Source organism: Cellulosimicrobium sp. 72-3 (genome assembly GCF_013127315.1).
In the GTDB taxonomy this organism is placed as follows: Bacteria; Actinomycetota; Actinomycetes; order Actinomycetales; family Cellulomonadaceae; genus Cellulosimicrobium; species Cellulosimicrobium funkei.
Window position 1 is genome coordinate 1,543,070 of record NZ_CP053419.1, and the last position, 26,831, is coordinate 1,569,900.

Annotated in this window: 25 protein-coding genes and 3 tRNA genes; 19 read left to right on the plus strand and 9 right to left on the minus strand. The window is 75.1% G+C overall.

Going from position 1 to position 26,831, the window contains the following annotated elements; all coding sequences use genetic code 11:
• Positions 1 to 72: 72 nt before the first annotated feature.
• The 6 genes from clpS to rdgB all read left to right on the plus strand — a co-directional run bounded on the left by clpS (position 73) and on the right by rdgB (position 4,308).
• A complete protein-coding gene (gene clpS / locus HKK73_RS18920; protein ID WP_051027713.1) occupies positions 73 to 360 on the plus strand; it encodes an ATP-dependent Clp protease adapter ClpS in 288 nt (95 codons plus the stop codon).
• The gene (locus HKK73_RS06950) at positions 357 to 1,040 is read left to right on the plus strand and encodes a DUF2017 family protein (RefSeq protein ID WP_171467704.1); all 684 of its coding nucleotides are present in this window, start codon (positions 357 to 359) and stop codon (positions 1,038 to 1,040) included. The genes clpS and HKK73_RS06950 overlap by 4 nt, the downstream gene beginning before the upstream one ends.
• Before the next feature lie 88 nt (positions 1,041 to 1,128).
• The gene (murI, locus tag HKK73_RS06955; RefSeq protein WP_031316087.1) at positions 1,129 to 1,932 is read left to right on the plus strand and encodes a glutamate racemase; all 804 of its coding nucleotides are present in this window, start codon (positions 1,129 to 1,131) and stop codon (positions 1,930 to 1,932) included.
• Entirely contained in the window at positions 1,932 to 2,762 is an 831-nt protein-coding gene (locus HKK73_RS06960; RefSeq protein ID WP_034655785.1) for an MBL fold metallo-hydrolase, read from the plus strand. The genes murI and HKK73_RS06960 overlap by 1 nt, the downstream gene beginning before the upstream one ends.
• Before the next feature lie 92 nt (positions 2,763 to 2,854).
• Positions 2,855 to 3,625 carry a ribonuclease PH gene (gene rph, locus HKK73_RS06965; RefSeq protein WP_043652567.1) on the plus strand — a complete coding sequence of 257 codons (771 nt, stop codon included), beginning with the start codon at positions 2,855 to 2,857 and terminating at the stop codon, positions 3,623 to 3,625.
• Positions 3,622 to 4,308 (plus strand): RdgB/HAM1 family non-canonical purine NTP pyrophosphatase, encoded by a 687-nt coding sequence (gene rdgB / locus HKK73_RS06970; RefSeq protein ID WP_171467705.1) that lies wholly within the window; start codon positions 3,622 to 3,624, stop codon positions 4,306 to 4,308. The genes rph and rdgB overlap by 4 nt, the downstream gene beginning before the upstream one ends.
• On the opposite strand, the gene HKK73_RS06975 is transcribed toward rdgB, so the two are convergent.
• Positions 4,297 to 4,746: a DUF3054 domain-containing protein gene (locus tag HKK73_RS06975; RefSeq protein WP_171467706.1), complete on the minus strand. Its 450-nt coding sequence runs from the start codon at positions 4,744 to 4,746 to the stop codon at positions 4,297 to 4,299. The genes rdgB and HKK73_RS06975 overlap by 12 nt on opposite strands.
• A 111-nt stretch (positions 4,747 to 4,857) precedes the next feature.
• Between HKK73_RS06975 and HKK73_RS06980 the strand changes: the two genes are divergently transcribed.
• A complete protein-coding gene (locus HKK73_RS06980; protein WP_171467707.1) occupies positions 4,858 to 6,489 on the plus strand; it encodes an ABC-F family ATP-binding cassette domain-containing protein in 1,632 nt (543 codons plus the stop codon).
• A 66-nt stretch (positions 6,490 to 6,555) separates the two neighbouring features.
• Here the strand turns inward: HKK73_RS06980 and HKK73_RS06985 are convergent, their stop codons facing one another.
• From HKK73_RS06985 to HKK73_RS07005, 5 genes are all read right to left on the minus strand, one after another.
• Positions 6,556 to 7,098 (minus strand): flavodoxin domain-containing protein, encoded by a 543-nt coding sequence (locus HKK73_RS06985; RefSeq protein WP_034655787.1) that lies wholly within the window; start codon positions 7,096 to 7,098, stop codon positions 6,556 to 6,558.
• A gap of 145 nt (positions 7,099 to 7,243) precedes the next feature.
• Complete coding sequence (locus tag HKK73_RS06990) at positions 7,244 to 7,906, minus strand: Pr6Pr family membrane protein (RefSeq protein WP_253705833.1); 663 nt, start codon at positions 7,904 to 7,906, stop codon at positions 7,244 to 7,246.
• Entirely contained in the window at positions 7,903 to 8,472 is a 570-nt protein-coding gene (locus HKK73_RS06995) for an NUDIX hydrolase family protein (RefSeq protein ID WP_009863909.1), read from the minus strand. Before HKK73_RS06995 ends, HKK73_RS06990 begins: the two co-directional genes overlap by 4 nt.
• Before the next feature lie 71 nt (positions 8,473 to 8,543).
• On the minus strand, positions 8,544 to 10,172 hold the full coding sequence (locus HKK73_RS07000) for an aspartate aminotransferase family protein (RefSeq protein WP_371810593.1): 1,629 nt from the start codon (positions 10,170 to 10,172) through the stop codon (positions 8,544 to 8,546).
• Complete coding sequence (locus HKK73_RS07005) at positions 10,138 to 11,622, minus strand: MFS transporter (RefSeq protein ID WP_171467708.1); 1,485 nt, start codon at positions 11,620 to 11,622, stop codon at positions 10,138 to 10,140. The genes HKK73_RS07000 and HKK73_RS07005 overlap by 35 nt, the downstream gene beginning before the upstream one ends.
• Before the next feature lie 112 nt (positions 11,623 to 11,734).
• Between HKK73_RS07005 and trxA the strand changes: the two genes are divergently transcribed.
• The gene (trxA, locus tag HKK73_RS07010) at positions 11,735 to 12,118 is read left to right on the plus strand and encodes a thioredoxin (protein WP_043652553.1); all 384 of its coding nucleotides are present in this window, start codon (positions 11,735 to 11,737) and stop codon (positions 12,116 to 12,118) included.
• Positions 12,119 to 12,379: 261 nt separating this feature from the next.
• Here the strand turns inward: trxA and HKK73_RS07015 are convergent.
• Positions 12,380 to 12,461: transfer RNA gene (locus HKK73_RS07015), tRNA-Leu, on the minus strand.
• A 95-nt stretch (positions 12,462 to 12,556) separates the two neighbouring features.
• The gene (gene bcp, locus HKK73_RS07020; RefSeq protein WP_021482400.1) at positions 12,557 to 13,033 is read right to left on the minus strand and encodes a thioredoxin-dependent thiol peroxidase; all 477 of its coding nucleotides are present in this window, start codon (positions 13,031 to 13,033) and stop codon (positions 12,557 to 12,559) included.
• Positions 13,034 to 13,106: 73 nt separating this feature from the next.
• Here bcp and HKK73_RS07025 point away from each other — a divergent pair, with 73 nt between their 5' ends.
• From HKK73_RS07025 to HKK73_RS07040, 4 genes are all read left to right on the plus strand, one after another.
• Positions 13,107 to 13,487: a co-chaperone GroES gene (locus HKK73_RS07025; protein ID WP_043652550.1), complete on the plus strand. Its 381-nt coding sequence runs from the start codon at positions 13,107 to 13,109 to the stop codon at positions 13,485 to 13,487.
• A 105-nt stretch (positions 13,488 to 13,592) separates the two neighbouring features.
• Positions 13,593 to 13,668: transfer RNA gene (locus HKK73_RS07030), tRNA-Lys, on the plus strand.
• 124 nt (positions 13,669 to 13,792) lie between these two features.
• Positions 13,793 to 13,865 (plus strand) — tRNA-Lys (locus HKK73_RS07035).
• A 351-nt stretch (positions 13,866 to 14,216) separates the two neighbouring features.
• On the plus strand, positions 14,217 to 17,957 hold the full coding sequence (locus HKK73_RS07040; protein ID WP_171467709.1) for a metallophosphoesterase: 3,741 nt from the start codon (positions 14,217 to 14,219) through the stop codon (positions 17,955 to 17,957).
• 118 nt (positions 17,958 to 18,075) lie between these two features.
• Here HKK73_RS07040 and HKK73_RS07045 read toward each other — a convergent pair whose 3' ends face one another.
• Positions 18,076 to 18,837, minus strand: a complete 762-nt coding sequence (locus HKK73_RS07045; RefSeq protein WP_171467710.1) for an SDR family NAD(P)-dependent oxidoreductase — start codon at positions 18,835 to 18,837, stop codon at positions 18,076 to 18,078.
• 294 nt (positions 18,838 to 19,131) lie between these two features.
• Here HKK73_RS07045 and HKK73_RS07050 point away from each other — a divergent pair, with 294 nt between their 5' ends.
• The 7 genes from HKK73_RS07050 to HKK73_RS07080 all read left to right on the plus strand — a co-directional run bounded on the left by HKK73_RS07050 (position 19,132) and on the right by HKK73_RS07080 (position 26,782).
• Positions 19,132 to 20,451: a TrpB-like pyridoxal phosphate-dependent enzyme gene (locus HKK73_RS07050; RefSeq protein ID WP_085388190.1), complete on the plus strand. Its 1,320-nt coding sequence runs from the start codon at positions 19,132 to 19,134 to the stop codon at positions 20,449 to 20,451.
• 55 nt (positions 20,452 to 20,506) lie between these two features.
• Positions 20,507 to 21,322: a tRNA (guanosine(46)-N7)-methyltransferase TrmB gene (trmB, locus tag HKK73_RS07055; protein WP_076406646.1), complete on the plus strand. Its 816-nt coding sequence runs from the start codon at positions 20,507 to 20,509 to the stop codon at positions 21,320 to 21,322.
• Between the two features lie 195 nt (positions 21,323 to 21,517).
• The gene (locus tag HKK73_RS07060) at positions 21,518 to 21,868 is read left to right on the plus strand and encodes a DUF485 domain-containing protein (protein ID WP_171467711.1); all 351 of its coding nucleotides are present in this window, start codon (positions 21,518 to 21,520) and stop codon (positions 21,866 to 21,868) included.
• On the plus strand, positions 21,865 to 23,511 hold the full coding sequence (locus HKK73_RS07065; RefSeq protein ID WP_021482756.1) for a cation acetate symporter: 1,647 nt from the start codon (positions 21,865 to 21,867) through the stop codon (positions 23,509 to 23,511). The genes HKK73_RS07060 and HKK73_RS07065 overlap by 4 nt, the downstream gene beginning before the upstream one ends.
• A gap of 112 nt (positions 23,512 to 23,623) precedes the next feature.
• Positions 23,624 to 24,184, plus strand: coding sequence for an AAA family ATPase (locus HKK73_RS07070; RefSeq protein ID WP_253705834.1), 561 nt, complete (start codon positions 23,624 to 23,626; stop codon positions 24,182 to 24,184).
• A gap of 52 nt (positions 24,185 to 24,236) precedes the next feature.
• Positions 24,237 to 25,796, plus strand: coding sequence for an NAD(P)/FAD-dependent oxidoreductase (locus tag HKK73_RS07075; protein ID WP_171467712.1), 1,560 nt, complete (start codon positions 24,237 to 24,239; stop codon positions 25,794 to 25,796).
• 59 nt (positions 25,797 to 25,855) lie between these two features.
• Positions 25,856 to 26,782: a RimK family alpha-L-glutamate ligase gene (locus HKK73_RS07080; protein ID WP_171467713.1), complete on the plus strand. Its 927-nt coding sequence runs from the start codon at positions 25,856 to 25,858 to the stop codon at positions 26,780 to 26,782.
• Positions 26,783 to 26,831 lie beyond the last annotated feature (49 nt).

The window sequence follows — 26,831 nt, forward strand, 5'->3', positions numbered from 1 at the left end:
CAGGCCCGCGAATAGAGTGGTGACGTGAGACCCCACCCGATCTTCACCCGCCCCGCTGCCGCGCAGGCGTCCCTGACCGTGCCCGAGGAGGCGGTCCGCACCGAGGAGGGGACCCGGCTCGACAGCCCGTGGGTCACCCTCGTGTGGAACGACCCGGTCAACCTCATGAGCTACGTCGCGTACGTGTTCGAGTCGTACTTCGGGTACTCCACCGCGCGCGCCCACGAGCTGATGATGCAGGTGCACCAGGAGGGCCGGGCCGTCGTGTCGACGGGCGACCGCGAGCGGATGGAGGTCGACGTGCAGGCGATGCACTCGTTCGGGCTGTGGGCGACGCTCCAGAAGGACGGCGAGCAGTGAGGCCGTTCCGCGCGGAGGCGCACGGGTACGTCGCCGAGCTCGAGCCGTCGGAGCGGATCGTGCTGGCGCAGCTCGCGGGCGACGTCGCGCAGATGCTCCAGGAGGGCGTCCCCGGGCGGGCGTCGGACGCGCCGGGCCGGTCCGGGCCCGACGACGCGTGGTCGCCCCCGGGATGGACGGGCCCGACGCCCGGTGGCGGCGGGTCGGACGCGACGCCGCCCCCGGACCCGGCCGTGCGCCGTCTGCTCCCGGACGCGTCGGACGACGTCGAGGTGGCGCGCGAGTTCCGGCGCTTCACGCAGGACGACCTCGCGGCGCGCAAGGTGGGCCGGCTGGTGCTGCTCGGCCGGATGCTCGTGGACTCCGAGCCGGCCGAGGCGGCGCCGTTCGTCGTCGGGCGCCAGGAAGCGCAGGACGTCGCGGGCGCCCTGACCGACGTGCGCCTCGTCCTGGCCGAGCGCCTGGACCTGCGCACCGACGAGCAGGTCGAGGGCCTGTACGACGAGCTGGACCGGGAGGGCGACGACGGCCCGGACGACGGCGAGGTGGGAGGTGCGCCGCGCCGCTTCCTCGTGAGCGTGTTCCTCCTCACGGGGCTGCTCCAGGAGTCGCTCGTCGACGGCATGCTCGCGGACCTGCGGGCGGGGCGGGGCGGTCCGCGCCCCGAGCCGCAGGGCTGAGCGTGCCGCGGACCTGTGGGCGCTGCCACAGCGGCGTGCGCGTGGTTCGAGGCGCCTCGCGCGGGGCGGCGACAGTAGGCTCGGCCGGGTGAACGACGCTCCCATCGGGATCTTCGACTCGGGCGTGGGTGGCCTGACCGTGGCACGCTCGATCCTCGACCAGCTCCCGAACGAGGCCCTCCTCTACATCGGGGACACCGCGAACAGCCCGTACGGGCCGAAGCCGCTCGCGGCGGTCCGGGCGATGGCGCTGGCGATCATGGACCAGCTCGTCGACGACGGCGTGAAGATGCTCGTCATCGCGTGCAACTCCGCGTCGTCCGCGGTGCTGCGCGACGCGCGCGAGCGGTACACGCAGCGCCACGGGCTCCCGGTCGTCGAGGTGATCCTCCCGGCGGCACGTCGGGCCGTGGCCGCGACGCGGTCGGGCCGCATCGGCGTCATCGGGACGCGGGCCACGATCACGTCGCGCTCGTACGAGGACGCGTTCGCCGTGACCCCGGGCCTGACCCTGACGACGCAGGCGTGCCCCGAGTTCGTGCCGCTGGTCGAGCAGGGCGTGACGTCGGGCCCCGAGGTGCTGGAGGTCGCGCACCGCTACCTGGACCCGGTGAAGGCCGCGGGCGTGGACACGCTCGTGCTCGGGTGCACGCACTACCCGCTGCTGACGGGCGCGATCTCGTACGTGATGGGCGACGAGGTCACGCTCGTGTCTAGCGCGGAGGAGACCGCGAAGGACGTGTACCGCACGCTCGTCGCGCACGACCTCGAGCGCTCGCGCGACGCCGGGCCGCCGCGGCACCGGTTCCTCGCGACGGGGAGCGCGGAGCCGTTCGAGCACCTCGCGCGCCGGTTCCTCGGTCCCGAGGTGCTGAGCGTGGAGGCGGCCTGATGCGTCTCGTCACGGTCGGGTGCTCGGGGTCGTTCGCCGGCCCGGCGTCGCCCGCGTCGTCGTACCTCGTCCAGGTGCCGGCCGCGGAGGCCGCGGCCGCGGGGCTCGAGGCGCGCGACTGGAACGTCGTGCTGGACCTGGGCAACGGGTCGCTGGGCGCGCTGCAGCGGTTCGTCGACCCGCTCGACGTCGACGCGGTGGGCCTGTCCCACCTCCACCCCGACCACTTCGTCGACGTGTGCGGCCTGTACGTGTACCTGCGCTACCACCCGGTCCGCGGCTCGACCCGCACGGGCGTGCCGAGCCGGCTCACCGTGCTGGGCCCGGCGGGCACGGCCGCCCGCATCGAGGCGGCGTACGGCGCGGAGCCGGGCGACGGCGTGACGGAGGAGCTCGACGTGCGCGCGTGGGAGCCGGGCGCGCCGGTCCGGGTCGGCCCGCTCGTCCTCGAGCCGTACCGCGTGTTCCACCCCGTCGAGGCGTACGGGGTGCGCGTCACCGGGCCGTCGACGCTGCGCCCGGGGGAGAGCGCCGTCCTCGCGTACACGGGGGACACGGACGCGTGCGACGGCGTGGTCGAGCTCGCGCGCGACGCCGACCTGCTCCTTTCGGAGGCGGCGTTCCACGAGGGCCGCGACGACGGCGTCGAGCGGGGCATCCACCTCACGGGGCGACGCGCGGGCGAGGTTGCCACCGCGGCCCGCGCGCGCCGGCTCGTGCTCACGCACCTGCCCGCGTGGAACGACCCCGAGCGCTCGCGCGCCGAGGCGCGCGAGACGTACACCGGCCCGGTCGACGTCGCCACGACGGGCGCGGTCTTCGACCTCTGACCGCTGAGCGCGGGGACGAGCCGCCGTCGGCTCCGGAAGACGTGACCATCCACCGCGCTCAGCGGTGGGCCGGGGGTCGGTAGGGTGGCGGCATGACCATCCCCTCCTCGTCTCCGGGCACGGCCGCGCCCCTCCGCGCCGACGGCCGCACGCCCGACCAGCTCCGCCCCGTGACCATCACCCGCCACTGGCTCGACCAGGCCGAGGGCAGCGTGCTCGTCGAGTTCGGCCGCACGCGCGTGCTGTGCGCGGCGTCGTTCACCGAGGGCGTGCCGCGCTGGCGCAAGGGGTCGGGCGAGGGCTGGGTCACCGCCGAGTACGCGATGCTGCCGCGCGCGACGAACGAGCGCAGCCAGCGCGAGTCGGTCAAGGGCAAGATCGGGGGGCGCACGCACGAGATCTCGCGCCTCATCGGCCGGTCCCTGCGCGCGATCATCGACGTCTCCGCGCTCGGCGAGAACACGATCGTGCTCGACTGCGACGTCCTCCAGGCCGACGGCGGCACGCGCACCGCCGCGATCACCGGCGCCTACGTCGCGCTCGCCGACGCCGTCGCGTGGGGCCAGCGGCACGGCCACATCAAGGGCGGCAAGCCCGTGCTGACCGACTCCGTCGCGGCCGTGAGCGTCGGGATCATCGACGGCACGCCCATGCTCGACCTCCCGTACGTCGAGGACGTCCGCGCCGAGACGGACATGAACGTCGTCGTCACGGGCTCCGGGACGTTCGTCGAGGTGCAGGGCACCGCGGAGCACGCCCCGTTCGACCGCGCCGAGCTCGACGCGCTGCTCGACCTCGCGGTGGCCGGCACCGCCGACCTCACGGCGATCCAGCGCGCGGCGCTCGCGGCGGACCCTCGATGAGCGGCACGCCCGAGACGGCAGGCGTCGTCGTGCCCGACGGCGCGCGACTCGTCCTCGCGACGCACAACCCGGGCAAGATCGCCGAGCTGCGCGCCATCCTCGCGGCCGAGCTCGACGCGCACCCGGGGCTCGAGCTCGCGCCCGAGGCGATCGTCGGCGCGGGCGACGTCGGCGCGCCCGAGCCGGTCGAGGACGGCGTGACGTTCGCCGAGAACGCGCTCATCAAGGCGCGCGCCCTCGTCGCGGCCACCGGGCTGCCGGCCGTCGCGGACGACTCCGGCCTCGCCGTCGACGTGCTGGGCGGCGCGCCGGGCATCTTCTCGGCGCGCTGGGCGGGGCGGCACGGCGACGACGTCGCGAACCTCGAGCTCCTGCTCGCGCAGCTCGGCGACGTGCGTGCCGAGCACCGCGCGGCCGGTTTCGTGTGCGCGGCGGCGCTCGTCACGCCCGACGGCACCGAGGTCGTGCGGACGGGGGAGATGCGCGGGACCCTGCTCACCGCGCCGCGCGGCGCGAACGGGTTCGGCTACGACCCGATCCTCCTCCCGGACGAGCAGCCCGGTGCGGGGACGGCCCGCTCCGCGGCCGAGCTGAGCCCGGCGGAGAAGAACGCGATCAGCCACCGCGGCAAGGCGTTCCGCGCTCTGGCGCCGGACGTCGTCGCGGCGCTCTCAGCGCGGTAGGGGGCGGCCGGCGAGCTCGCGCTCGCGGCGTCGGCGGTCGCCCGGCCGCAGCACGCCGACGAGCGCGACCACGCCGCGCCAGCCGAGCATCGTCATCGCGAGGAACCCGAACGACACGAGCTGGAACGCCGGGGCCACGCCCTGGTTGGTGAGCACGCGCAGCAGGACGCCCAGCGCCCACGTGCAGCCCCAGACCACGACGCCCGTCGGCCACAGGGCCCACGGGCGGCGCCACGCGCGCGTGACGAGCCAGCCCAGCGCGGCGCCCGCGGCGAACGGCCACGCCACGACGAGCAGCCGGGTCAGACCCTCGTCGGCGGAGTGCGTCGCGAGGCCGCCGGTCGCGAGCGCGAGGACGCACGCGACGTCGGCCAGCACGGCGAGCACGACGAGCCCGGGGCGACGAGGGCGCGGTCCGGTGGGCGCGAGGTCGGTCATGCTCCCGACGGTACCCCGCCCGCGGGACCGTCCCCGCACGGCCCGGACCGGCCCTGGCGGGTCGATCCCGGGACGCAGAGGGTCGATCCCCTGGAACATAGGGTGGTCCCCGTGCACCTCGCCGCCGACGACCTCGCCTTCGCCTACCCCGGACGCCCCGTCCTCGACGGGGTCGGGCTGCGCGTCGCCGCGGGGACGCGGCTCGGGGTCGTGGGGGAGAACGGCACGGGCAAGTCGACGCTCCTGCACGTGCTCTCCGGCGACCTCGCACCCGCCCGTGGGGAGGTGCGCCGCGCGGGCTCGCTCGCGCTCGTCGAGCAGGAGCTCGCCATCGCGCCGGGCCAGACGGTCGGCACGCTCGTCGCCGCGACGCTGAGCGGGCTGCGGGCGGTCGCCGCCGAGCTCGATGCGGCGGCCCGGGACTTCGACCACGAGGCGGGCGACCTCGCCGAGCTCACGGAGATCCTCGCCCGCGCCGAGCACCTCGCCGTGTGGGACGCGGACCGCCGGGTCGACGTCGCGCTCTCGCGCCTCGGCGCATGCCGCGACCGGGACCGCGAGCTCGCGACCCTGTCCGTCGGCGAGCGCTACCGCGTGCGGCTCGCGTGCCGGCTGGCCGAGCGCGCCGACCTGCTCCTCCTCGACGAGCCGACCAACCACCTCGACACCGGCGGGATCGACTTTCTCACCGGCGAGCTCGTCGCGTGGCGCGGCGGCGTGGTGATGGTCACGCACGACCGCCAGCTGCTCGACGACGTCGCGACCGAGATCCTCGACCTCGACCCGGCGATGGACGGGAAGCCGGTGCTCTACGGGCAGCCGGGGTACCTCTCCTACCGGTTCGCGAAGAACCAGGCGCTGCACCGCTGGCGGCAGCGGTTCCGGGCGGAGCAGAAGCGCGCGGAGAAGCTCGCGGCGGTCCTCGACGCGTCGTACGAAGGGTTGTCCGACGAGTGGCGCCCGCCCAAGGGCAGCCAGAAGCACCGCCGCGCGACGCGCGCCCGGATCCACGTCAAGGCCGCGGACCGGCGCCTCCAGCAGTTCGAGGCGGAGGCCGTCGAGGTGCCCGTGCCGCCGCTCCAGCTCGTGTTCCCCGAGCTCCCCGCGATGTCGCCGGGCTGGGAGCCGGGCGACCCGGTGCTCGAGCTGCGCAGCCCGCGCGTCGGGCCCGACGGCGGCGCGCGCCTCGACCTGCCCGGGACCCGGGTCGCGCTCCCTCCCTCGGGGCGTCTGCTCGTGACCGGGCCGAACGGCAGCGGCAAGTCGACGTTCCTCGCCGCGCTCGCGGGCCTGGTGCCGCTCGACCGCGGCACCCGGTCCGTCGTCGACGGCGCGCGGCTGGGCGTCGTCGCGCAGGAGGGCCCGGCGCTGCCCCCGGAGGCGGAGGACCGCACCGGGTTCGACGAGTACGCGCGCGAGGCGCTCGACCTGCTCGACGCGGGCCGCCTCGACCCCGAGCACCTCGTCCCCGTCGCGTTCCTGGGCCTGCTCACGGAGGAGGACCTGGAGCGGCCGCTGCGCGAGCTGTCCGCGGGGCAGCGCCGGCGGTTCGACCTCGCCCGCGCGCTCCTCGCGGCGCCGCACGTGCTGGTGCTCGACGAGCCGACCAACCACCTGTCGATCGACCTCGTCGACGAGCTCACCCAGGCGCTGCGCGTCACGCCCGCGGCGGTCGTCGTGGCGACGCACGACCGCCGCATGCGCGAGGACCTCGACGACTGGCCCCGGCTCGAGCTCGGCTGACCCGCAGCGCCCTCAGCGCCGCACCGGCCGGAGCGTCGTGGCCAGGGGGCGGGCGGGCCCGGCTGGTCAGCGGCCCTCGGCCGGGCTCTCCGCCGGGACGAGCACCTTGCCCAGCGCGCGACCCCACGCGCGCGCCCGGTCGAGCTCGCCGTCGTCCAGGGGTCCCTCGACGTCGCCGACGTAGAACGACGCGGACGGGACGACGAGCCGGAACCCCGCGCGGCGCATCGCCCTGGCGGCGCCGCGGGCTGCCGAGCCCGGGAGCGAGCGGACCTTCGTCGCGCGCGTGTCGAACGTCGCGGCGAGCCGCCCCTCCTCCTGTGGCGGGAGGGACTCCACCCATTCGCGCAGCCCGGTGGCCCGGTCGGAGACCGGGCCCGTCGCGCGCTGCACCGCCTCGGCGCGGGTCGCGGGGCGCGTCATGCCCAGGGCGTGCGTCGGGCCGCCGGCGACCACCAGCTGCACGTGGCGCAGGGCGTCCGGGTGGGCGGCCGGGTCGGTCACGTCGACGACCTCGACGCGCACCGTCTCGCACAGCCCCTCCGCGATGGCCTGCGCGACGCGTTCGCTGTTGCCGTACATCGACTCGTAGACCACTGCGGCGTCCATCGCGCTCACCCCTTCGTCGACCGCCCGTCCGGACCGGACGGGTCCCCTCCCTCCAGCGTCCGGCTCCGAGGGCGCGAGGCCCAGGGCCGACGGGAACGAGCGTGCGGGCCCTTGGTCCCGGGCGCACTGCCGGGGCGCGAGAGGGTCAGGGCGCGGGGCGCAGGCGGGAGTCGACGAGACGCACGACCCACGCGAGGGCGAGGAAGACGACCGCCACGACGGCGGTGTTGACGAGCGCCCGGCCGAGGCCGAGCTCGCCCACGTCGAGGAACGGGTAGGGGTACCAGCCGACGACGGCGCCCCGGACGAACGTGTACGCGATCCACGCGAGCGGGTACGCGACGGACCACCAGACCGTCGCGGCGTCGACCCGCGGGCGCGGGCCCACGAGTCCCCACGCGGCCACCGCGAGCAGCGGCGCGACGAGGTGCAGCAGGAGGTTCGAGACCTGGCCGGCGCTCGTCAGGTCCTGCAGACCGCGCAGCACGGTGTTGTAGACGATCCCGGTCACCGCGATGCACAGCAGCGCGTCGAGGCGCGCGACGCGGAAGACGGTCCCGTCGCGCGCGGGTCGCGCCGCGAGCAGGACGGAGACGACCCCGACGAGCAGGTTCGACTGGATCGTGAAGTAGGAGAACAGGCGCACGAGGCGCTCGGCCTGGCTCGGGGCCGTGCCGGGACCGTCGACGAGCGCGATCGCGACCTCCAGGACGACGCCCGTGAGCGCCGCGACGGCGACGAGCGTGTGCAGGGTGCGGGCCACGACGTGCCGGCCCGCGTCGACCCGGACGCCTGGCGCGTCGGTCACGGCAGGCGGCCGACGTACGCCATCGCCTGGCGCAGCAGCACCCCCTGGCCGCCGCGCATCTCGAGCTGGACCTCGTCGCTGCACGCCTGCTCGGGCGTGAGCCACGCGAGCTCGAGGGCGTTCTGCTGCGGCCGGCAGTCGCCCGTCACCGGCACGACGTACGCGAGCGAGACCGCGTGCTGGCGGGGGTCGTGATAGGACGTGATGCCCGGCGTCGGGAAGTACTCGGCGACCGTGAAGGGCTGCGGGGACGCGGGCACCTGCGGCAGCGCGACCGGGCCGAGGTCCTTCTCGATGTGGCGCAGCAGCGCGTCGCGGATGCGCTCGTGGAACATGACCCGCCCGGAGACGAGGGCCCGCGTCATCATGCCCTCGGGCGTCACGCGCAGCAGGAGCCCGACCGCGACCACGTCGCCCGAGTCGTCGACCCGGACGGGGACGGCGTCGACGTAGACGAGCGGGAGCTGGGCGCGCGCGACCGCGATCTCCTCGGCGCTGAGCCAGCCCGCGGGGCGCGGGTTGTCGTGGGAGAAGTCGTCGGGCGGGAAGTCGGCGGTGTCGGTCACGCGACTGTTCTACCCCGAGCGGTGCGGCGGGGCGAGTCCGCCCCGGGCGCCACTGCCCGGTCGTGCGGCCGTCACGCCGTGCCGGGCGCCTCGGCGTGCGGCTCGGAGACGCGCGCCACGATCTCGACGAGCGCCTGCTCCGCGACCGGTGCGGGCAGCACCTCCATGAGGGCCATGAGCGGGGCGAGGCGGTCGGGCAGGACCGACGCGCGCGGCCCCCGGTCGTCGTCGCCCTCGGGCCCGCCGTCGTCCGCGGCGAGCACCCCGACGAGTGCGCCCCACATCTCGTCGGCGGTGGGGGCGTCGGCCCTCGGTGCGAACTCACCGGCGAGCGCGGCGAGCACCCCGCTCACGTCGGGGCGCCCGGCGCCGCGGACGTCGTCGGCGCCCGCGCCGAGCGCGGCGACGAGGCCGTCGAGACCGGCCTCGGTGACGGGCGTGATGGTGAGGTGGGTCGTGTGCGGCAGGCGCGTGCCGTCGTCCTGCACGAGCCCCGGCTGCGGCTGGAGCACCCACCCGAGGGACCGGACGGCGTCGGCCCACAGGTGCGGGTCGACGCGCCGCTCGGGCGGCACGGACTCGTCGGTCGCCACGGCGACGAGCGGGCCGGTGGGGCGGCCGACGACGCGGAGCCCGTCGATCGCGTCCACCGCCGCGCGCAGGGCGTAGGTCGCGCGCACGCACCGCGCGGTGAGGGCCGTGTACCCCGCGGTGCCGAGGGCCTGGCTCACGGCCCACGCCGCGGCGAGCGGCGCGGCGGATCGCGACCCGGACAGCGTCGGGTTGACGACCGGGTACCCCGGCCAGCCCGTCGTCGCGAAGAACTGCCGGCGCTGGCGGTCGCGCCCGCGCACGAGCAGGACGGACGCGCCCTTGGGCGCGTAGCCGTACTTGTGCACGTCCGCGGAGATGCTCGTCACGCCCGGCACGGAGAAGTCGAACGGCGGCACCTCCTCGCCCCCGGCCGCGGCCCAGAACGGCAGCACCCAGCCGCCGACGCACGCGTCCACGTGCACGGGCACGCCGCGCGCCGCGGCGGCCTCGGCGACCTCGGCGACCGGGTCGACGACGCCGTGCGGGTACGACGGCGCGGACACGACGACGAGCGCGACGTCGTCGGCGTCGAGCGCCGCGACGAGGTCGGCGGCGGCGGGCGTCCCCGTCGCCGGGTCGACGGGGACGAGCGTGAGGTCCACGTCGAGGTGCTGAGCGGCCTTGCGGAACGCGGCGTGCACGCTCACGGGGGCCACGACGCGGGGGCGCACGTCCGGGTGCTCGGCGCGGAACGCCTCGCGCGCGATCTTCACCGCGAGCAGGCAGCTCTCCGTCCCGCCGGACGTCACCGAGCCCACGACGGCGTCGGGCCCGTCGGCCGCTCCGTGCAGCATCGTGCGCGCGAACCCGAGGAGCTCGCCCTCCATGACGGCGACCGACGTGAACGTCGTGGGGTCGAGCCCGTTGACCGGCTGGACGGCCCGCGCGGCGGCGGCGGCGAGCTCGTCGAGCTCGGCGAGACCGGGGTCGTAGACGTAGGACAGGACGCGTCCGCCGTGCGTCGGGGCGTCGGCCGCGCGGAGCGCGGCGAGCCGGTCGAGGATCCCGTCGGTGCGCAGCGGCACCTCGTCGGCGGGCCGCGGCAGGGCGCCGGGGGCGGTCGATCCCGCGTCAGTCACGGGCTCGGTCGGTCGGGGCGTGGTCACGCGGCAGCTCCGGTGCTGTGTCGTCGATGTCCCCCCTGCGCAGACCGTATCGCACGAGCGGGACGAGGCTCAGCAGGACGAGCGCGGCGGGCACGACCGAGAAGGAGAGCGCGATCCCGTCCACCGCGGCGGCCGGCTGGGCGACCGTCTCGCCCGCCCGCGTGGACACGTACCCGGTGATCCCGAGGACGAGCGAGAGCACCGCGGCGCCGAGCGCCATGCCCGTCGTCTCGCCCGCCGTCCACACGCCGCCGAAGGCGCCGCCGCGGCCCTCGCCGTGCGTCCGCGCGTCGTGCGCGATGGCGTCGGGGAGCATCGCGAGCGGCAGCGCCTGCATGCCCGCGTACGCGATGCCGGCGAGCGCGGTGGGGACGTAGACCCACGCACCGGGTGCCCACACGAGCGGGACCATCCCGAGCGCGGCGACCGCGAAGAGCACCGTCGCGACGACGAACCCGCGCTCCTTGCCGTCGCGGCGCGCGAGCCGGGTCCACAGCGGCATGCAGAGCAGCGCGGGCGCGACGAGCGCCGCGAAGAGGTAGCTGACGGCCGCCTCGTCGCGCAGCACGTACCGCGCGACGTACGCCGCCCCGGCGAGCATGAGCCCCGTCGCGACGGCCTGGAGCACGAACGCGGCGAGCAGGGTGCGGAACGGGCGCGAGCGGCGCAGGGCGTCGACCGCCTCGCGCACGGCGAGGGTCCAGGCGCGCGACGCCGACGCGGGTGACGCCGAGCCCGTGGCGGGATCGGCCGCGGCGGTGGTCGCTCCGGCCGAGGCGGTGGCCGCGCCGGCCGGGGGAGCGGGCGTGCCGGCGCCGCTGGGTGCGCGAGGGGCGACCCGCGCGGCGACGAGCATCCCGGCGCCGATGACGACGCCCGACACGATGCCCATGACGAGGTACCCCGACGTCGAGTCCCCGCCCCCGCGCAGCGCCGGTCCGCCCGCGCCGAACAGGAGGATCGCGAACGCGAGCGTCGCGACGCGCCACGCGAGCAGCCGGGTGCGGCCGTCGTACGTGGGATCGAGCTCCGCGGGCAGCGCGATGTACGGCACCTGGAAGAGCGAGAACGCCGTCGCGGCGAGCAGGAACGCGACGAGCACCCAGATCGCGGCGGCGGTCGGCCCCGCGGCCGCCGGGACGGCGAACGTCAGCGCGAAGAGCACGGGCAGGGTGAGGGCGCCCACGGACATGAAGCGACGGCGCGACCCGGTGCGGGCCAGGTCGCGGTCCGACCCGTAGCCGATGAACGGGTCGACGACGACGTCCCACACCTTGGCGCCCGTGACGATGAGCCCGGCGACCGCCGCCGGCACCGCGAGCGCGTCGGTGAGGTACACGAGCAGGACCAGGCCGGGGAGGGTGCCGAACCCGCCGGTGCCGACGGACCCGGCGGCGTAGCCCGCGATCGTGGTGCGCGAGAGCCGGTGCGCGGAGGTGTCGTGCGTCACAGGGGCAGCGTAGAGGGTGCGCGGGTCGGGCCTGCGCGGTCGTGCGCGGGGAATACTCCGGGCAGGGTGTGTGCTCTACCTAGCAGACCCCAAGCCCCCAGGAGGAACATCCATGGCCACGCAGACGCTCACCGAGTCCACGTTCGAGCAGACGATCAAGGAGAACGACATCGTCCTGGTCGACTTCTGGGCCGACTGGTGCGGACCGTGCAAGATGTTCGCGCCCGTCTTCGAGGCGTCCTCGGAGGAGAACCCGGACGTCGTGCACGGCAAGATCGACACCGAGGCCGAGCGCGGCCTGGCCGCCGCCGCCAACATCACGTCGATCCCGACGCTCATGGCGTTCCGCGAGGGCATCCTCGTGTTCTCCCAGCCCGGCGCGCTCCCGGCCCCGGCGCTCAAGCAGGTCGTCGACGCCGTGAAGGGCCTCGACATGGAGGACGTGCGTCGTCAGATCGCCGAGGCGAGCGACGGCTCCCCGGCGCAGGACGCCTGAGCCCGCACGACACCACGACGGCCCGGCACCCTCCGAGGGTGCCGGGCCGTCGTCGTCGCTGTCGCAGGCCGTCACGCGCGCGGGCGCTGCGTGGCGGGTGTGGAGCCGGTGCCCGTACCGGCAGGGGGCAAGTGGTGCGGGCACCGGCTCTGCCACCACGGTAGACACCGAACTGGACGGTCGTCCAGATGGGGTGCGGGTGAATCCGGCGCACGCTGCCGCGCCGTCACGACGGGGGGACTCCGGCAGGGCCGGGGAGGGTGCGCGAGGCGGGACTCGAACCCGCACGTCCGAGGACACCAGGACCTAAACCTGGCGCGGCTGCCAGTTACGCCACTCGCGCGCGGTGGTCAGTCTACGGCGCGGGCGGCGCGGCCCCGGCGGCCGGGTGCGCGTCGCTCGACGCGCACCGGGCCAGGACCGCGCCGCCCGGGTGCGCTACTTCGGGTCGATGCCGAGGTCGCGACGGAGCTTCGCGACGTGGCCCGTGGCCTTGACGTTGTACTGCGCGAGCTCGACCTTGCCCTCCGGGTCGACGACGACCGTCGAGCGGATGACGCCCACGACGGTCTTGCCGTAGAGCTTCTTCTCGCCCCACGCGCCGTACGCCTCGAGGACGGACCTGTCCTCGTCCGACACGAGCGGGAAGGTCAGGTGCTCGGCCTCGACGAACGCGGCGATCTTGTCGACCGGGTCGGGGGAGACGCCGACGACCGAGTATCCCGCGCCCTGGAGCGAGGCCAGGTTGTCGCGGAAGTCGCAGGCCTCCGTCGTGCAGCCGGGCGTGCCGGCGGCGGGGTAGAAGTAGACGACGACGTGCTTGCCGCGCAGGTCGGAGAGCGTGACGGTGCTGCCGTCGGCGGCGGGCAGGGAGAAGTCGGGAGCGGTGTCGCCGACGGTGAGGCGCGTGGACATGGATCTCCTTCGGTCCGGCCAAGGTGTGGTTCGAGCGTAGGTGAGGGTGGGCGGCACCGGTAGCGTTGTCGCTGTGAGCAAGACGACGTCCGCCCCCGCCACCGCCTCGTCCCGCCCGTCGCCGTCCCGGCCTGCCGCCCGCGACCTCCCGATCCGGATGCTGCACGACCGCCTGCTCGTGGACCCGGAGGTCGACGCGAGCGAGCGGCAGAGCTCGGCGGGGCTCGTCATCCCCGCGACGGCCGTGGGCCCGAAGCGGCTCGCGTGGGCCGTCGTCGTCGCGGCCGGTGAGCACGTGCGACAGGTCGCGGTGGGGGACCGCGTGCTGTTCGACCCGGACGAGCGCGCCGAGGTCGAGCTCGGCGGCAAGGACCTCGTGCTGCTGCGCGAGCGTGACGTGCACGCCGTGTCGCAGGAGGTCGAGGAGGACGGCCCGACGGGGCTGTACCTCTAGCCGAGGCCGCCGCGCGGGCTCGCCGGGCCGTGTCGCCGACGTCACACGAGGGCGGGCGGAACGGATTTTCCCGGCGCGCCCGCGGCTGCTAGTGTTTTCTCTCGCGCGCCATTAGCTCAATTGGCAGAGCAGCTGACTCTTAATCAGCGGGTTCGGGGTTCGAGTCCCTGATGGCGCACCACCACCGATCGGGCCGTCCGCATGCGGGCGGCCCGAGCCGTGCCGGTCGAGAGCCGGCGCGGCGGGCTGGCCCGGTCTCCTCGCGGAGCTCGACGGTCCCGGCCGCTGGTAGTGTTCCCTCTCGCGCGCCATTAGCTCAATTGGCAGAGCAGCTGACTCTTAATCAGCGGGTTCGGGGTTCGAGTCCCTGATGGCGCACCCTTCCTGACCAGGCCGTCCACCTCCGGGTGGGCGGCCTTCGTCGTCCGCCACCCGGGCGATCCGCGCTCCCGCTCCACCCGTGCCGGTCGCCCGCCGCAACCGTCGCCGTCCGTTTCGCCGGAGTTCGCCCGGCACCGACCTCGCGTTCACCCCCGCCGGGAAGGGTCCGGTGCGGGCGTCGTCGCCGCTCGGCAGCGTCGCCCGTCGACCCGTTCGCCACGGAAGGGAACCACGATGGACACGTCCGTGCCCACGCACAGGACTTCGGGACGCACCGAGAGACGCACCCAGAGACGGACCGACGGCGGGGCGCGGCGCCGCGCCGCGGTCGCCGGGGCGCTCGGAGCGGTGCTGGTCGCCGGCCTGCTCGCGCCCGCCGCCGCCGCCGCGACCGCCCCGGGAGCCTCCCCGACCCTCGACCGGACGGCCGCCCGGTTCACCGGGGCCGCCCCGGAGACGCGGCCGGTGCTGAGCCCGACGACCGGCACGTTCCTCGACGGCACGGTGCGCGTCGCGGCCGACCCCGTCCGCGCGGGCGACGCCGTCACGGCGCTCGCGGTCGACGGCACCGCCCTCGACGCCTCCGCGACGCCCGCGACGGCGCGCCTGCTGTTCGACGTCGGCAGCAACTCGATCGAGAAGCGGTACGGCAGCCACGTGCTCGTCAACGGCGAGCGCCTCGAGCTCGACCGGGACATGGTGTCCGAGCGCGTCGCGCTCGACGTGCCTGCGCAGTGGCTCGTGCCGGGCGAGAACCGGGTGCGGTTCGTCGTCGGCGCGGTCACGACGTCGTGCGGCACGAACTACGACGACTACGACCTCACGGACGTCTCGCTCGAGCTCCTGGGCGAGACGGCCGACGGCTCCGCCAACAGCTTCTCCTACGCGTTCGGCGACGGCTCGTGCGGCACCAACACGTCGCGCGTCCTCTCGGCGGACCTCACGTTCGACCTCGACCAGGACCCGGCCGCCACGACCGGCCTCGCCGCGGAGCTCGACACCACGACGCTCGAGAACGGCGCCCACACGCTCACCGCGACGACCGCGTCGGGCGCGACCGCGACGAGCGCGGTCACCGTGAACAACGGCGCCCCGGGGGCGCCCGTGATCCTCCCTGCGGACGGCGCGCTGCTGCACGGCCCGCAGACCGTGCTCGCCACGCCGCCCGCCGGGGGCGAGGCGCCCGTCGGCATCGAGCTGGACGGCGCCCCGCTGACCACCGTCGCGACGCTCGGCACCGGCTCGTCCCGGTTCGTCTTCACCGTGGGCTCGAACTCGATCGAGGCCCGCTACACCAACCACCTGCTCGTCAACGGGCAGCGCATCGACCTCGTGGACCGCGACTACGTGAGCGAGACGGTGCGGATCGACGTCCCGAACGCCTTCCTGTCCCCGGGCCGCAACGTCGTGCGCTTCGTCACGGGCACGTACCCGACGGCGTGCGGCGACAACCGCGACGACTTCGCGATCTCCGGGATCGCGCTCGACGTGACCGACGGCACGGCGACCGGCGTGGGCATCGCGCCGTCGTACTCGATGGGCGACGGCGACTGCGGCACGAGCACGACGAAGCCGCGCGAGGTCGACCTCGCGTTCGACGTGACGCGCGACGCCGACGCGCCCGCGACCGGCCTGCGGGCCGACGTCGACACGACGACGCTCGCCGACGGCGAGCACACGATCACGGCGGCGACCGCCGCGGGTGCGGCCGCGCGCCGGACGGTGACCACCGACAACACCGGTCCCGCGATCGTGTCCAGCACGCCGGCGGCGGGCGCGGAGCTCGCGAGCGCGACGAGCCTCGCGGTCGAGCTCGCGGACGCGTCCGGCGTCCTGTCCGGCCCCGACGTCACGCTCGACGGCGAGCCGCTCGAGCTCGGCGCGCCCGTCGGCCCTGGGCTCGCCCCGGGTGCGCACACGCTCGTCGTCACCGCGACCGACGTGCTCGGGAACGCGAGCACGCACGAGATCGCGTTCACGAGCCTCGGCGTGCCCGACGTCCCGACCGACCTCGCGCCCGCGCACGGCACGCGCGACGTCGCGGGGAGCGTCGACCTGTCCGCGCGCGTCGCGGCGCCCGGCGGCGGCGACGTCACCGCGACGTTCTCCCGCGCCGACGTCACCGCCCCGGCGCTCGTCGCGCAGGGCGAGTCGGCCGAGGTCCCGACGACGCTCCCGGTCGAGGGCGAGCAGCCCGCCGCGGCGGACGCACTCGCACCGGGCGACGACCTGACGCTCGACTCGCCCCAGAGCCGCGACGTCACCTACCAGCGCTTCGAGCTGCCCGCCGAGGGCTCGACCGCCGACCAGGTCGTGCGCTGGGAGGGCGTCGTCGACCCGCAGCGGCTCGCGACGCTGCACGTGTGGGACGGGGAGCGGTGGGAGCCGCTCGCGTCCGCGCGCGGCGCGGTCGAGGGCACGACGTCCCTGAGCACCGTGCTCCGCGACGGCGCCGCCACCGACGGGACCGTGCACGTCCTCGTGACGGGCACCGACCCCTTCGCCGACGACATCGCCGCGGGCGGGTCGCGCGACGAGACCGACTTCGCGCCCCGCGAGGACTACGACTTCTCCCTGGTCCACCTGACCGACACGCAGTACCTCACCGAGGGCGCGGTCGAGCAGGAGACTGCCGAGGAGCGCGCGGTGTGGGCGCAGGCCTACACGGACCTCACGCAGTGGGTCGTGGACAACGCCGAGGAGCGCGGGATCGCGTACGTCGGCCACACGGGCGACGTGAACGAGAACTACACGCGCCTGCCCGCCGACGACGCGATGGCCGCCCAGATCCGGGGCGAGTACGCGTTCTCCTCGTCCGCGCAGCAGATCCTCGACGACGCGAACATCCCGAACGGAGTCCTCGCCGGCAACCACGACAACCTCACGGGCCAGGACAACGGGCCCGGGGCGCTGTTCAACGAGTTCTACGGCCCCGAGCGCTACGAGGCCCTGTCCGCGGGGTGGGAGAACGCCTCCTACGGTGGCCCGTGGCGCGAGGGCGACAACCAGAACCACTACGACCTGTTCAGCGCGGGCGGGCTCGACTTCGTCGCTGTCTACCTGTCGTACGGGGTGACGGACGAGGAGGCCGCGTGGGCGGACGGCGTCCTCAAGCAGTTCCCCGACCGCAACGCGGTCGTGCTCACGCACGACTACCTCGTCCCGAGCTCGAACCCCGACGGTCGGGACTCCGAGATCTCGACGCCCGACGGCCGCCTCGTCCACGCCAAGGTCGTCGAGCCCAACCCGAACGTCTTCCTCGTCCTCGCGGGGCACCGGCACGGCGTGGGCATCAACGTGCGCCAGGACGTCGGCACGCCGGGCAGCGGCGTCGTCGAGCTGCTGGCCGACTACCAGTTCTACGAGGTCACGGCCGAGGAGGCGGGCCTCACCGAGATCGGCGGCTACGCGCCCGACGAGGGCCTGCGGCTCGGCGCGAGCTTCCTGCGCCTGCTCCAGTTCGACGTCGACCGCTCCGAGATGATCGTCGACACCTACTCGCCGTGGCTCGAGAACTTCGGCGCCACCGAGTATGACGACGAGCAGCGCTACGACGGCCGCGAGGACGACTTCACCGTCCCCGTCGACCTCACCTCGCGCGTCACGAGCCTGTCGACCGACGCCGTGTCGCTCTACGCCTCGGGCGAGGAGGTCGGCAGCGTGACCGTCCCGTCGGGCGAGGTCGCGACCGTCACGTGGGACGAGCTCGAGCCGGGCGCCGCGCACGCGTGGACCGTCACGGCCACCAGCGCGGGCGGCGGCACCGCCGTCTCGCCGGTGAGCACGTTCACCACCGCGCCCGCCGAGGACGGCCTCGTCGTCGAGACGACGGCGCGCACGCAGTGCCTCGGCGGCACGGCCTACGTCGCCGTCCGGGCCCGCAACGCGGACACCGTCCCGGTCGACGTCACGCTCAGCACGCCGTTCGGCGAGCGCACCGTCACGGGCGTGCGACCCGGCGCGTCGGCGTACCAGGCGTTCTCCGTCCGGGCGGCAGACGTCGCGGCGGGCGCCGCGCACGTCGCCGCGAGCGGGGACGGCCGGTCGTCCGCCGCCGACGTCCCGTACGACGCGCTCGCGTGCGGCTGACACCGCGCTGATCCGCCGGCGTCGCGCCGCTGACGCGGCGCCGACGGCACGACGGCGGCCCCCGGACCGGACGGTCCGGGGGCCGCTGCGTCGCCCGCCCGGTCGGGGAGCGGGACGGTCAGACGGCGGCCCACCCGCCGTCGCTGTGCAGGACGGCGCCCGAGACGTTGGCCGAGTCGTCCGACAGGAGCCACGTGATCGCCGCGGCCAGCTCCTCGGCGCTCGCGGCCGGCGGGACCGTCGTCGCCATGACCGGGCCGAGCCGCTCGCCCGCGTACGGCGAGCGGAAGGGCGCCTCGATGCTCGTCGCGACGGCCCCGGGGGCGACGACGTTCGCCCGCACGCCCCGGGGCGTGTAGAAGAACGCCGTGCTCTTCGTGAAACCGACGATCGCGTGCTTCGACGTCGCGTACGCGGTGCCCGACGCCGACGCGCGCGAGCCCGCCTCCGAGCCGACGTTGACGATCGAGCCCTTCCCCGCCTCGAGCATGAGGGGCAGGACCGCACGCGTGAGGCGCATGACCGCGGTGACGTTGACGGTCATGACGAGGTCCCACGTCACGTCGTCGATCTCGGCGGTCGGCAGGAAGCCGTCCATGATCCCGGCGACGTTGGCGAGGGCGTCCACCCGGCCGCCCGCGGCGGCGACCACCGCGTCGACCGTGGTCTGCGCGCTCACGTCGCCCGCCACGGTGACGAGAGCGTCCGTGCCGACGTCGGCGACGAGCTTGTCGAGGCGGTCCTCCCGCACGTCGGTGGCGACGACGCGCGCGCCCTCCGCGAGCAGCCGCTCGACCGTCGCGCGGCCGATGCCGGCGCCCGCGCCGGTGACGATCGCCGTGCGGCCCTCGAACCTGCCCGGGACGTGGTTGCTGACCATGACGGCTCCTTCCGTCCGCGCCGGCACTGCCGTCGACCGGCGTCTGCTCCCATCCCAGCGCCCGCGCGCCCGCGCGCGCGAGAGCCCATCGTCCTCGCCCGGGCGCCGGTGGTCCCGAGCGTGCGGGCGGGGGTAGGGTCGCCCTCGTGACGCACCCGTCCGTGACCCCCTGGTGGCCGGCCGCCTGACGGCCGGTGACCTCATCCGGCCGTGCCCCGACGACGTGGGCGGCCTCGGTGAACCCGGTGCGCGCGTCGTCGGCCCAGCGGCCGTCCCCCTGAGCTGGAGCCGAGCATGACGACACCGCAGACCCCGCCGACGGCCCTGCCCGTCCGGTCCCTCGAGCCGACGGGCGCCGAGGTGCCCTCGACCGTCCCGACGCACTGGTACAACCTCGCGGCCGACCTCCCCGAGCCGGTGCCCCCGCACCTGCACCCGGGCACGCGCGAGCCCCTCACGCCCGACGACCTCGCGCCGTTGTTCCCGCTCGCGCTCGTCCAGCAGGAGGTGACGACGGAGCGCTACGTCGAGATCCCGCAGACGATCCGCGAGATCTACGCGCTGTGGCGGCCGTCGCCGCTCGTGCGCGCGCGACGCCTCGAGCGGGCCCTGGGCACGCCGGCCCGCATCTACTACAAGTACGAGGGCGTGAGCCCGGTCGGCTCGCACAAGCCGAACACCGCCGTCGCGCAGGCGTACTACAACGCGCTCGAGGGCACCACAAGGCTGACGACCGAGACCGGCGCGGGCCAGTGGGGCGCCTCGCTGTCGTTCGCGGGCGCGCTGCTCGGGCTCGACGTCGAGGTGTGGCAGGTGCGCGCGTCGTACGACGCCAAGCCGTACCGGCGCGCGCAGATGGAGGTCTACGGCGGGATCTGCCACCCGTCGCCGTCGGACCTCACGGAGGCGGGGCGCGCGATGCTCGCCGCGGACCCCGAGACGACCGGCTCGCTGGGCATGGCGATCAGCGAGGCGGTCGAGACGGCCGCGAAGGACCCCGCGGCGCACTACGCGCTGGGCAGCGTGCTCAACCACGTGATGCTGCACCAGAGCGTCATCGGCCAGGAGGCGCTCGTCCAGCTCGACGAGGCGGGCGAGGGCGCGCCGGACGTCGTGTTCGGCTGCGCGGGCGGCGGGTCGAACCTCGCGGGCCTGACGTTCCCGTTCCTCGGCCGCAACCTGCGCGAGGGCACGACGACGCGGCTCGTCGCGTGCGAGCCGGCCGCGTGCCCGTCGCTCACGCAGGGCGAGTACCGCTACGACTTCGGCGACGTCGCGGGCCTCACGCCGCTGCTCAAGATGCACACCCTCGGCAAGGACTTCGTCCCGCCGGCGATCCACGCGGGCGGCCTGCGGTACCACGGCATGTCGCCGATGGTGTCGCACGCGGTGCACCTCGGGCTCATGGACGCCGTCGCCGTCGACCAGGACGAGGCGTTCACGGCCGGGACGCTGTTCGCGCGCAGCGAGGGCATCATCCCCGCGCCGGAGTCGACGCACGCCGTGGCGGCGGCGGTCGCGCACGCGCGCGCGGCGACGGAGCCCGAGGTGATCGTCCTCGGGCTGTCGGGCAACGGGGTGCTCGACCTGCCCGCGTACGCGGCGTACGTCTGACGGGCCGGGCGCCTCGCGCGGCACGACCCCCGCGAGGCGCCCGTACCCTGGTGCGGTGCCCGAACCGACCCCCGAGACCCTCGACGAGCCCGTGACCGGCGCCCCCTCCGCGACCCCGGGGACCGGCGACGCCCGACCGCGCTACCGCACCCAGCCCGTGTCGTTCGTGCGGCGCAGCGGCCGCCTCGCGCCGCGCCAGCAGCGCGCGTGGGACGCGTACCGCGACCGCTACCTGGTCGACGTGCCGCGCGACGTCGCGCGGACGTCCGTGGACCCGGACCACGTGCTCGACGTCGCGGCCACCTTCGGGCGCGACGCGCGCCTCGTCGTCGAGATCGGCTCGGGCCAGGGCGAGGCCGTCGTCGCCGCCGCCGAGCGCGAGCCGGGCACGGACTTCCTCGCCGTCGAGGTGTACGCGCCCGGCCTGGCGCAGACCGTGCTGCGCGCGTCGCAGCGCGACCTGACGAACGTGCGGCTCGTCCAGGCGAACGCGGCCGAGGTCCTCGCCACCACGCTGCCCGCGGGGAGCGTCGACGAGCTCTGGGTGTTCTTCCCCGACCCCTGGCACAAGTCCCGCCACCACAAGCGCCGCCTCGTGACGCCGTCGTTCGCGGCGCTCGCCGAGCGCGTCCTGCGCGCGCCGGGGGAGGGCGACGACGGCCGCCCCGGCGGGACGCTGCGGCTCGCGACCGACTGGGCCGAGTACGCGGAGCAGATGCTCGAGGTGCTGGACGCCGCGCCGGGGCTGCGCAACGTGCACGGCCCGGGGAACGCCGCGCCGCGCTTCGAGGGCCGGGTGCTCACGGGGTTCGAGCGCAAGGGCGAGGCCGCGGGGCGCGTCATCACGGACCTGGAGTACGTGCGCGTCTGACCCGCGGCACGGCTCGCGACCGGCCTCGCGACCGGCCGCGCGCGGTCCTTGCGGACAACAGTGATCTACGGCACATTGTGCCGGGGGTGGAAGGTCGCCCCGGGCACGCAGCGTCGCGTGCGGTCGCGTCGACAGGCGACCGTCCGCGGGGTGCGGGCTCTCTGTCTGTCCACGGAATGAGCCAACGGAGGCGTCATGACCGACGTGACGGCCGCCCCCGGACCGGGGCCCGCCGAAGAGACCGACTACCAGCGGGTGCAACGCTCGCCCGAGTTCCAGGACCTGCGCCGACGCTTCCGGAGCTTCGTGTTCCCGATGACCGCGCTGTTCCTCGTGTGGTACTTCGTCTACGTGCTGCTGGCGAACTACGCGCACGACCTCATGAGCGTCCGGGTGTGGGGGAACGTCACCGTCGGGCTGCTCCTCGGGCTCGGCCAGTTCGTGTCCACGTTCGCGATCACCATGATCTACGCGCACTGGGCCAACAAGCGCTTCGACGCCCAGGCGGACGAGCTCCGCCGGGAGATCGAGGAGGACGAGCTGTGAGCGCGCACCTCCTGGCCGCCGAGGCCACGGACGTCGGGAACCCCGTCGTCAACGTCGCGATCTTCGCCGTGTTCGTCGCGGTGACCCTCGTCATCGTGCTGCGCGCGTCCCGGCAGAACAAGTCCGCCGCGGACTACTACGCGGGCGGACGGTCGTTCACCGGGCCGCAGAACGGGACCGCCATCGCGGGCGACTACCTGTCCGCCGCGAGCTTCCTCGGGATCTGCGGCGCCATCGCGATCAACGGCTACGACGGGTTCCTCTACTCGATCGGCTTCCTCGTCGCGTGGCTGGTCGCGCTGCTGCTCGTCGCCGAGCTCCTGCGCAACACCGGCAAGTTCACGATGGCCGACGTGCTGTCCTTCCGGCTCAAGCAGCGGCCCGTGCGCATGGCGGCCGCGCTCGCGACCCTCGCCGTCGTGTTCTTCTACCTGCTCGCGCAGATGGCCGGGGCCGGCGGGCTCGTGGCGCTGCTGCTCGGCGTGGACTCCACGGCGGGCCAGAGCGTCGTCGTCGCGGTCGTCGGCGCGCTGATGATCCTCTACGTGCTGGTCGGTGGGATGAAGGGCACCACCTGGGTCCAGATCATCAAGGCCGTGCTGCTCATCGCGGGCGCCGCCGTCATGACCGTGTGGGTCCTCGCGAAGTTCGGCTTCAACCTGTCCGACCTGCTCCAGGGCGCGATCGACAAGGCGGGCCCGGGCGGCGAGGCGCTCATCGAGCCCGGCAAGCAGTACGGCGCCACCGGCACCACGAAGCTCGACTTCCTGTCGCTCGCCCTCGCGCTCGTGCTCGGCACCGCCGGCCTGCCACACGTCCTCATGCGCTTCTACACCGTGCCCTCCGCCAAGGAGGCCCGCCGGTCGGTCGTGTGGGCGATCTGGCTCATCGGCATCTTCTACCTGTTCACCCTCGTGCTCGGGTACGGGGCGGGCGCGCTCGTGGGGCCGGAGACGATCAGCTCCGCTCCAGGGGGCGTGAACTCCGCGGCACCCCTGCTCGCGTTCGCGCTCGGCGGCGAGATCCTCCTCGGCTTCATCTCCGCCGTCGCGTTCGCGACCATCCTCGCCGTCGTCGCCGGTCTCACCATCACCGCGGCGGCGAGCTTCGCGCACGACATCTACGCCAACGTCATCAAGCGCGGCGAGGTCAAGCCCGACGGCGAGGTCAAGGTCGCGCGCATCACCGTCGTCGTCATCGGGATCCTCGCGATCCTCGGCGGCATCTTCGCGCAGGGCCAGAACGTCGCGTTCCTCGTGGCGCTCGCGTTCGCCGTCGCGGCGAGCGCGAATCTCCCGACGATCCTCTACTCGCTGTTCTGGAAGCGGTTCAACACCGCGGGCGCGCTGTGGAGCATGTACGGCGGCCTGATCTCGTGCGTCGTGCTCATCGCGTTCTCTCCCGTCGTGTCCGGGAAGGTCGACCCGGTGACGGGCGCGAGCCTGTCGATGATCAAGAACACGGACATCGACTTCGCGATCTTCCCCCTGAGCAACCCCGGGATCGTGTCGATCCCGCTCGCGTTCCTCCTCGGGATCGTCGGGACGCTCCTCAGCAGGGAGAAGCCGCACCCCGAGAAGTTCGCCGAGATGGAGGTGCGCTCGCTCACGGGGGCGGGCGCCGAGAAGGCGACGGTGCACTAGCCCGACGGCGACCCCCGCGGCCCGTGCAGGACGCCCCCGGTCCCGACCGGGGGCGTCCGCGCGCGCGGCAATTCCGTCGCGCGGCACGCCGACGACGCCGTACGGTCGCGCCGTGACCTCCGCTACCCCGGCCCCCGTCGTCCCGGGCGAGGAGACGCCGGTCCTCGTCGTCACCGGGGCGATGGCCTCGGGGAAGTCCACGGTCGCCGACGCGCTCGCCCGCACGTTCCCGCTCGCCGCGCACGTGCGCGGGGACCAGTTCCGGCGGTTCGTGGTCAGCGGCCAGGCGTCGACGGCGCCGCCCCTGTCCGCCGCGGCCCGGGCCCAGCTCGACCTGCGGCAGGCGCTCGCGGCGCAGGCGGCCGACACGTACGCGGCCGCAGGCGTCACGGCCGTGGTCCAGGACATCCTGCTCGGCCCCGACCTCGCGCGGTTCACGGCGCGCGTGCGCACCCGGCCCTGCTACGCCGTCGTGCTGACGCCGGACGCCGCCACGCTCGCCGCGCGCGACGCCGGCCGCCACAAGCAGGCGTACGGCGCCTGGACCCCGGAGGAGTTCGCCGCCGCGGCCCGCGCGACGCCCGGCGGCCTGCACGTCGACACGACCGGGTGGACGGTCGCGCAGACCGTCCGGCGCGTGCTCGACCGGCTCGACGAGGCCCGCGTCGCCTGACCCGCCGCCGCACCGCCGGGCGGCGACCGGGCCGTCGCGCGAGGATGGGCCCATGACGTCCGACGCGCAGCCCGAGACCACCCCTGACGAGACGTACGACGTGATCGTGATCGGCGGCGGGCCCGTCGGCGAGAACGCCGCCGACCGCGCGTCGCGCACCGGCCTGAGCGTGGCGCTCGTCGAGGCCGAGCTCGTGGGCGGCGAGTGCTCGTACTGGGCGTGCATGCCGTCCAAGACGCTCCTCCGACCGGGGGCCGTGCGGGCGGAAGCCCGAGGTGTCCCGGGCGTCGCCGTCGGGGACGACCTCGACGTCGCCGCCGTCCTCGCGCGCCGCGACCAGATGGTCTCCGACTGGGACGACTCCGGTCAGGTCTCCTGGGTCGAGGGTGCGGGCCTCACGCTCGTGCGCGGGCTCGGGCGGATCGTCGGCCCGCGCCTCGTGGAGGTCGTCGCCGAGGAGCCCGACGCCGACCCGGACGACCTCCCGCGCACCCGCCGGCTCGCGGCCCGCCACGCGGTGATCGTGGCGACCGGCAGCGTGCCCGTCCTGCCCGACGTCCCCGGGCTCGCGGACGCGAACCCGTGGACGAGCCGCGAGGCGACCGCGGTCGAGGACGTGCCCGAATCGCTCGCGATCGTCGGCGGGGGAGTGGTCGCCACCGAGATGGCGGTCGCGTTCGCCGACCTCGGGGCACGCGTGACCGTGCTGTCGCGCGGCGGCCTGCTCGGGCGCACCGAGCCCTGGGCGGGCCAGGCGGTCGCCGCGTCGCTGCGGGAGCTGGGGGTCGACGTGCGGCTCGGCGTGTCGACGGAGGCCGTCGAGCCCCTGCCCGACGGCGGCGTGCGGCTCGTCCTCGCGGCCGCCGGTCCCGCGGACGGCGGGGACGCGCCCGAGCTGGCGCCCGTCACGGCCGAGCGCGTGCTCGTCGCGACGGGCCGCGTGCCGCGCACCCAGGACCTCGGGGTCGACTCCGTCGGGCTCGCGCCCGGCCGCGCGCTGGAGGTCGACGACACGATGCTCGTCCAAGGGCTCGGGTCGCAGGCCGGCACCGGGTGGCTGTACGCGGCGGGCGACGTCACCGGTCGCGTCGCGACCACCCACCAGGGCAAGTACCAGGGCCGCGTCGCGGGCGACGTCGTCGCCGCGCGCTTCGGCGACCCCGACGCTGAGGACGCCCCGACCGCGGGCGAGCGACCGCCCGCCGTCGGCGCCGACCCCGAGCCGTGGTCGCGGTTCGCCGCGACGGCCGACGCCGTGGCCTCCCCCCAGGTGGTGTTCACCCGTCCCGAGGTGGCGGCCGTCGGGCACACCGAGGCGTCCGCTCGCGACGCGGGCCTCGACGTGCGCGTCGTGCGCTACGACCTCGCGAACGTCGCCGGCTCCTCGGTGCGTTCCACCGACTACGCGGGCAGCGCGCAGCTCGTGGTCGACGCCGCGCGCGAGGTCGTCGTCGGCGCCACGTTCGTGGGCCCCGACGCGGCGGAGATGCTGCACGCCGCGACGATCGCCGTCGTGGGGGAGGTCCCGATGCGCAGGCTGTGGCACGCCGTGCCGTCGTACCCGACCGTGAGCGAGGTCTGGCTGCGCCTGCTCGAGGAGTACGGGCTGTAGGGACCGTCCGGCGCGGGCCCGGCGCCCGCGCCGCGGCCCGGTCGCCTAGGCTCGGGGACGTGACGACCGAGACCACCGCCCCGCGCGTCGCCCTCGCGACGTGCTCCGTCCTCCCGCAGCTCGACCCCGACGACGCGCCGCTCGTGCGGGCGCTCGACGCCCGGGGCGTCGCGGCGCAGCCCGCCGTCTGGGACGACCCCGACGTGGACTGGGCCGCGTTCGACGCCGTCGTCGTGCGCTCCACGTGGGACTACTCGGCCCGGCGCGACGAGTTTGTCGCGTGGGCGAACCGGGTCCCCCGCATCCTCAACGCGGAGCAGGTGCTGCGCTGGAACACCGACAAGGGCTACCTGCGCGAGCTCGAGGGCGCGGGCATCCCCGTCATCCCGACGCTGTGGCTCGACCCGGCGCGCAACCTCTCCTCGCGCGCGATCCACACGCGCCTGCCCGCCCAGGGCGACTTCGTCATCAAGCCCGTGGTCAGCGCGGGCGCGAAGGACACGGGCCGGTACCAGGCGGGCGAGGCGCACTCGCGCGGGCTCGCGATCCAGCACGCCAAGAACCTGCTCGTCTCCGGGCGCGAGGTCATGGTGCAGCCCTACGTGACGAGCGTCGACACCGCGGGGGAGACGGGCCTCGTCTTCGTCGACGGCGAGTTCTCGCACGCCGTGCGCAAGAACGCCCTGCTCACCGGCCCGCACCGCCCGACGCGCGGCCTCTACCAGCAGGAGGAGATGAGCCCGTTCACCGCGTCGGACGAGCAGCTCGACGTCGCACGCCGCGCCCTGGCCGTGGCGGCCGACGCCGTCGGCGGCGGGGACCCGGCGAGCTTCCTCTACGCGCGCGTGGACGTCGTGACGGGCAACGACGACGGCGGCGTCGTCGTCATCGAGCTCGAGCTCACCGAGCCGTCGCTGTTCCTCGCGCTCGCCCCGGGGTCGCTCGACCGGTTCGCGGACGCGATCGCGGCGCGCGTCGCGCGCTGACCCGAGCGGGCTCGCCCACGACGACGGCGCGCGATCCCGGGACGGGCCG

Bases quoted from the DNA above. Each gene is read 5' to 3' on its own strand.
- HKK73_RS07050 (WP_085388190.1), top strand. From the start codon at position 19,132: ATGACGACACCGCAGACCCCGCCGACGGCCCTGCCCGTCCGGTCCCTC.
- trxA (WP_043652553.1), top strand. From the start codon at position 11,735: ATGGCCACGCAGACGCTCACCGAGTCCACGTTCGAGCAGACGATCAAG.
- HKK73_RS07075 (WP_171467712.1), top strand. From the start codon at position 24,237: ATGACGTCCGACGCGCAGCCCGAGACCACCCCTGACGAGACGTACGAC.
- HKK73_RS07060 (WP_171467711.1), top strand. From the start codon at position 21,518: ATGACCGACGTGACGGCCGCCCCCGGACCGGGGCCCGCCGAAGAGACC.
- rph (WP_043652567.1), top strand. From the start codon at position 2,855: ATGACCATCCCCTCCTCGTCTCCGGGCACGGCCGCGCCCCTCCGCGCC.
- HKK73_RS07045 (WP_171467710.1), bottom strand. From the start codon at position 18,837: ATGGTCAGCAACCACGTCCCGGGCAGGTTCGAGGGCCGCACGGCGATC.
- HKK73_RS06975 (WP_171467706.1), bottom strand. From the start codon at position 4,746: ATGACCGACCTCGCGCCCACCGGACCGCGCCCTCGTCGCCCCGGGCTC.
- HKK73_RS06985 (WP_034655787.1), bottom strand. From the start codon at position 7,098: ATGGACGCCGCAGTGGTCTACGAGTCGATGTACGGCAACAGCGAACGC.
- HKK73_RS06960 (WP_034655785.1), top strand. From the start codon at position 1,932: ATGCGTCTCGTCACGGTCGGGTGCTCGGGGTCGTTCGCCGGCCCGGCG.
- rdgB (WP_171467705.1), top strand. From the start codon at position 3,622: ATGAGCGGCACGCCCGAGACGGCAGGCGTCGTCGTGCCCGACGGCGCG.
- bcp (WP_021482400.1), bottom strand. From the start codon at position 13,033: ATGTCCACGCGCCTCACCGTCGGCGACACCGCTCCCGACTTCTCCCTG.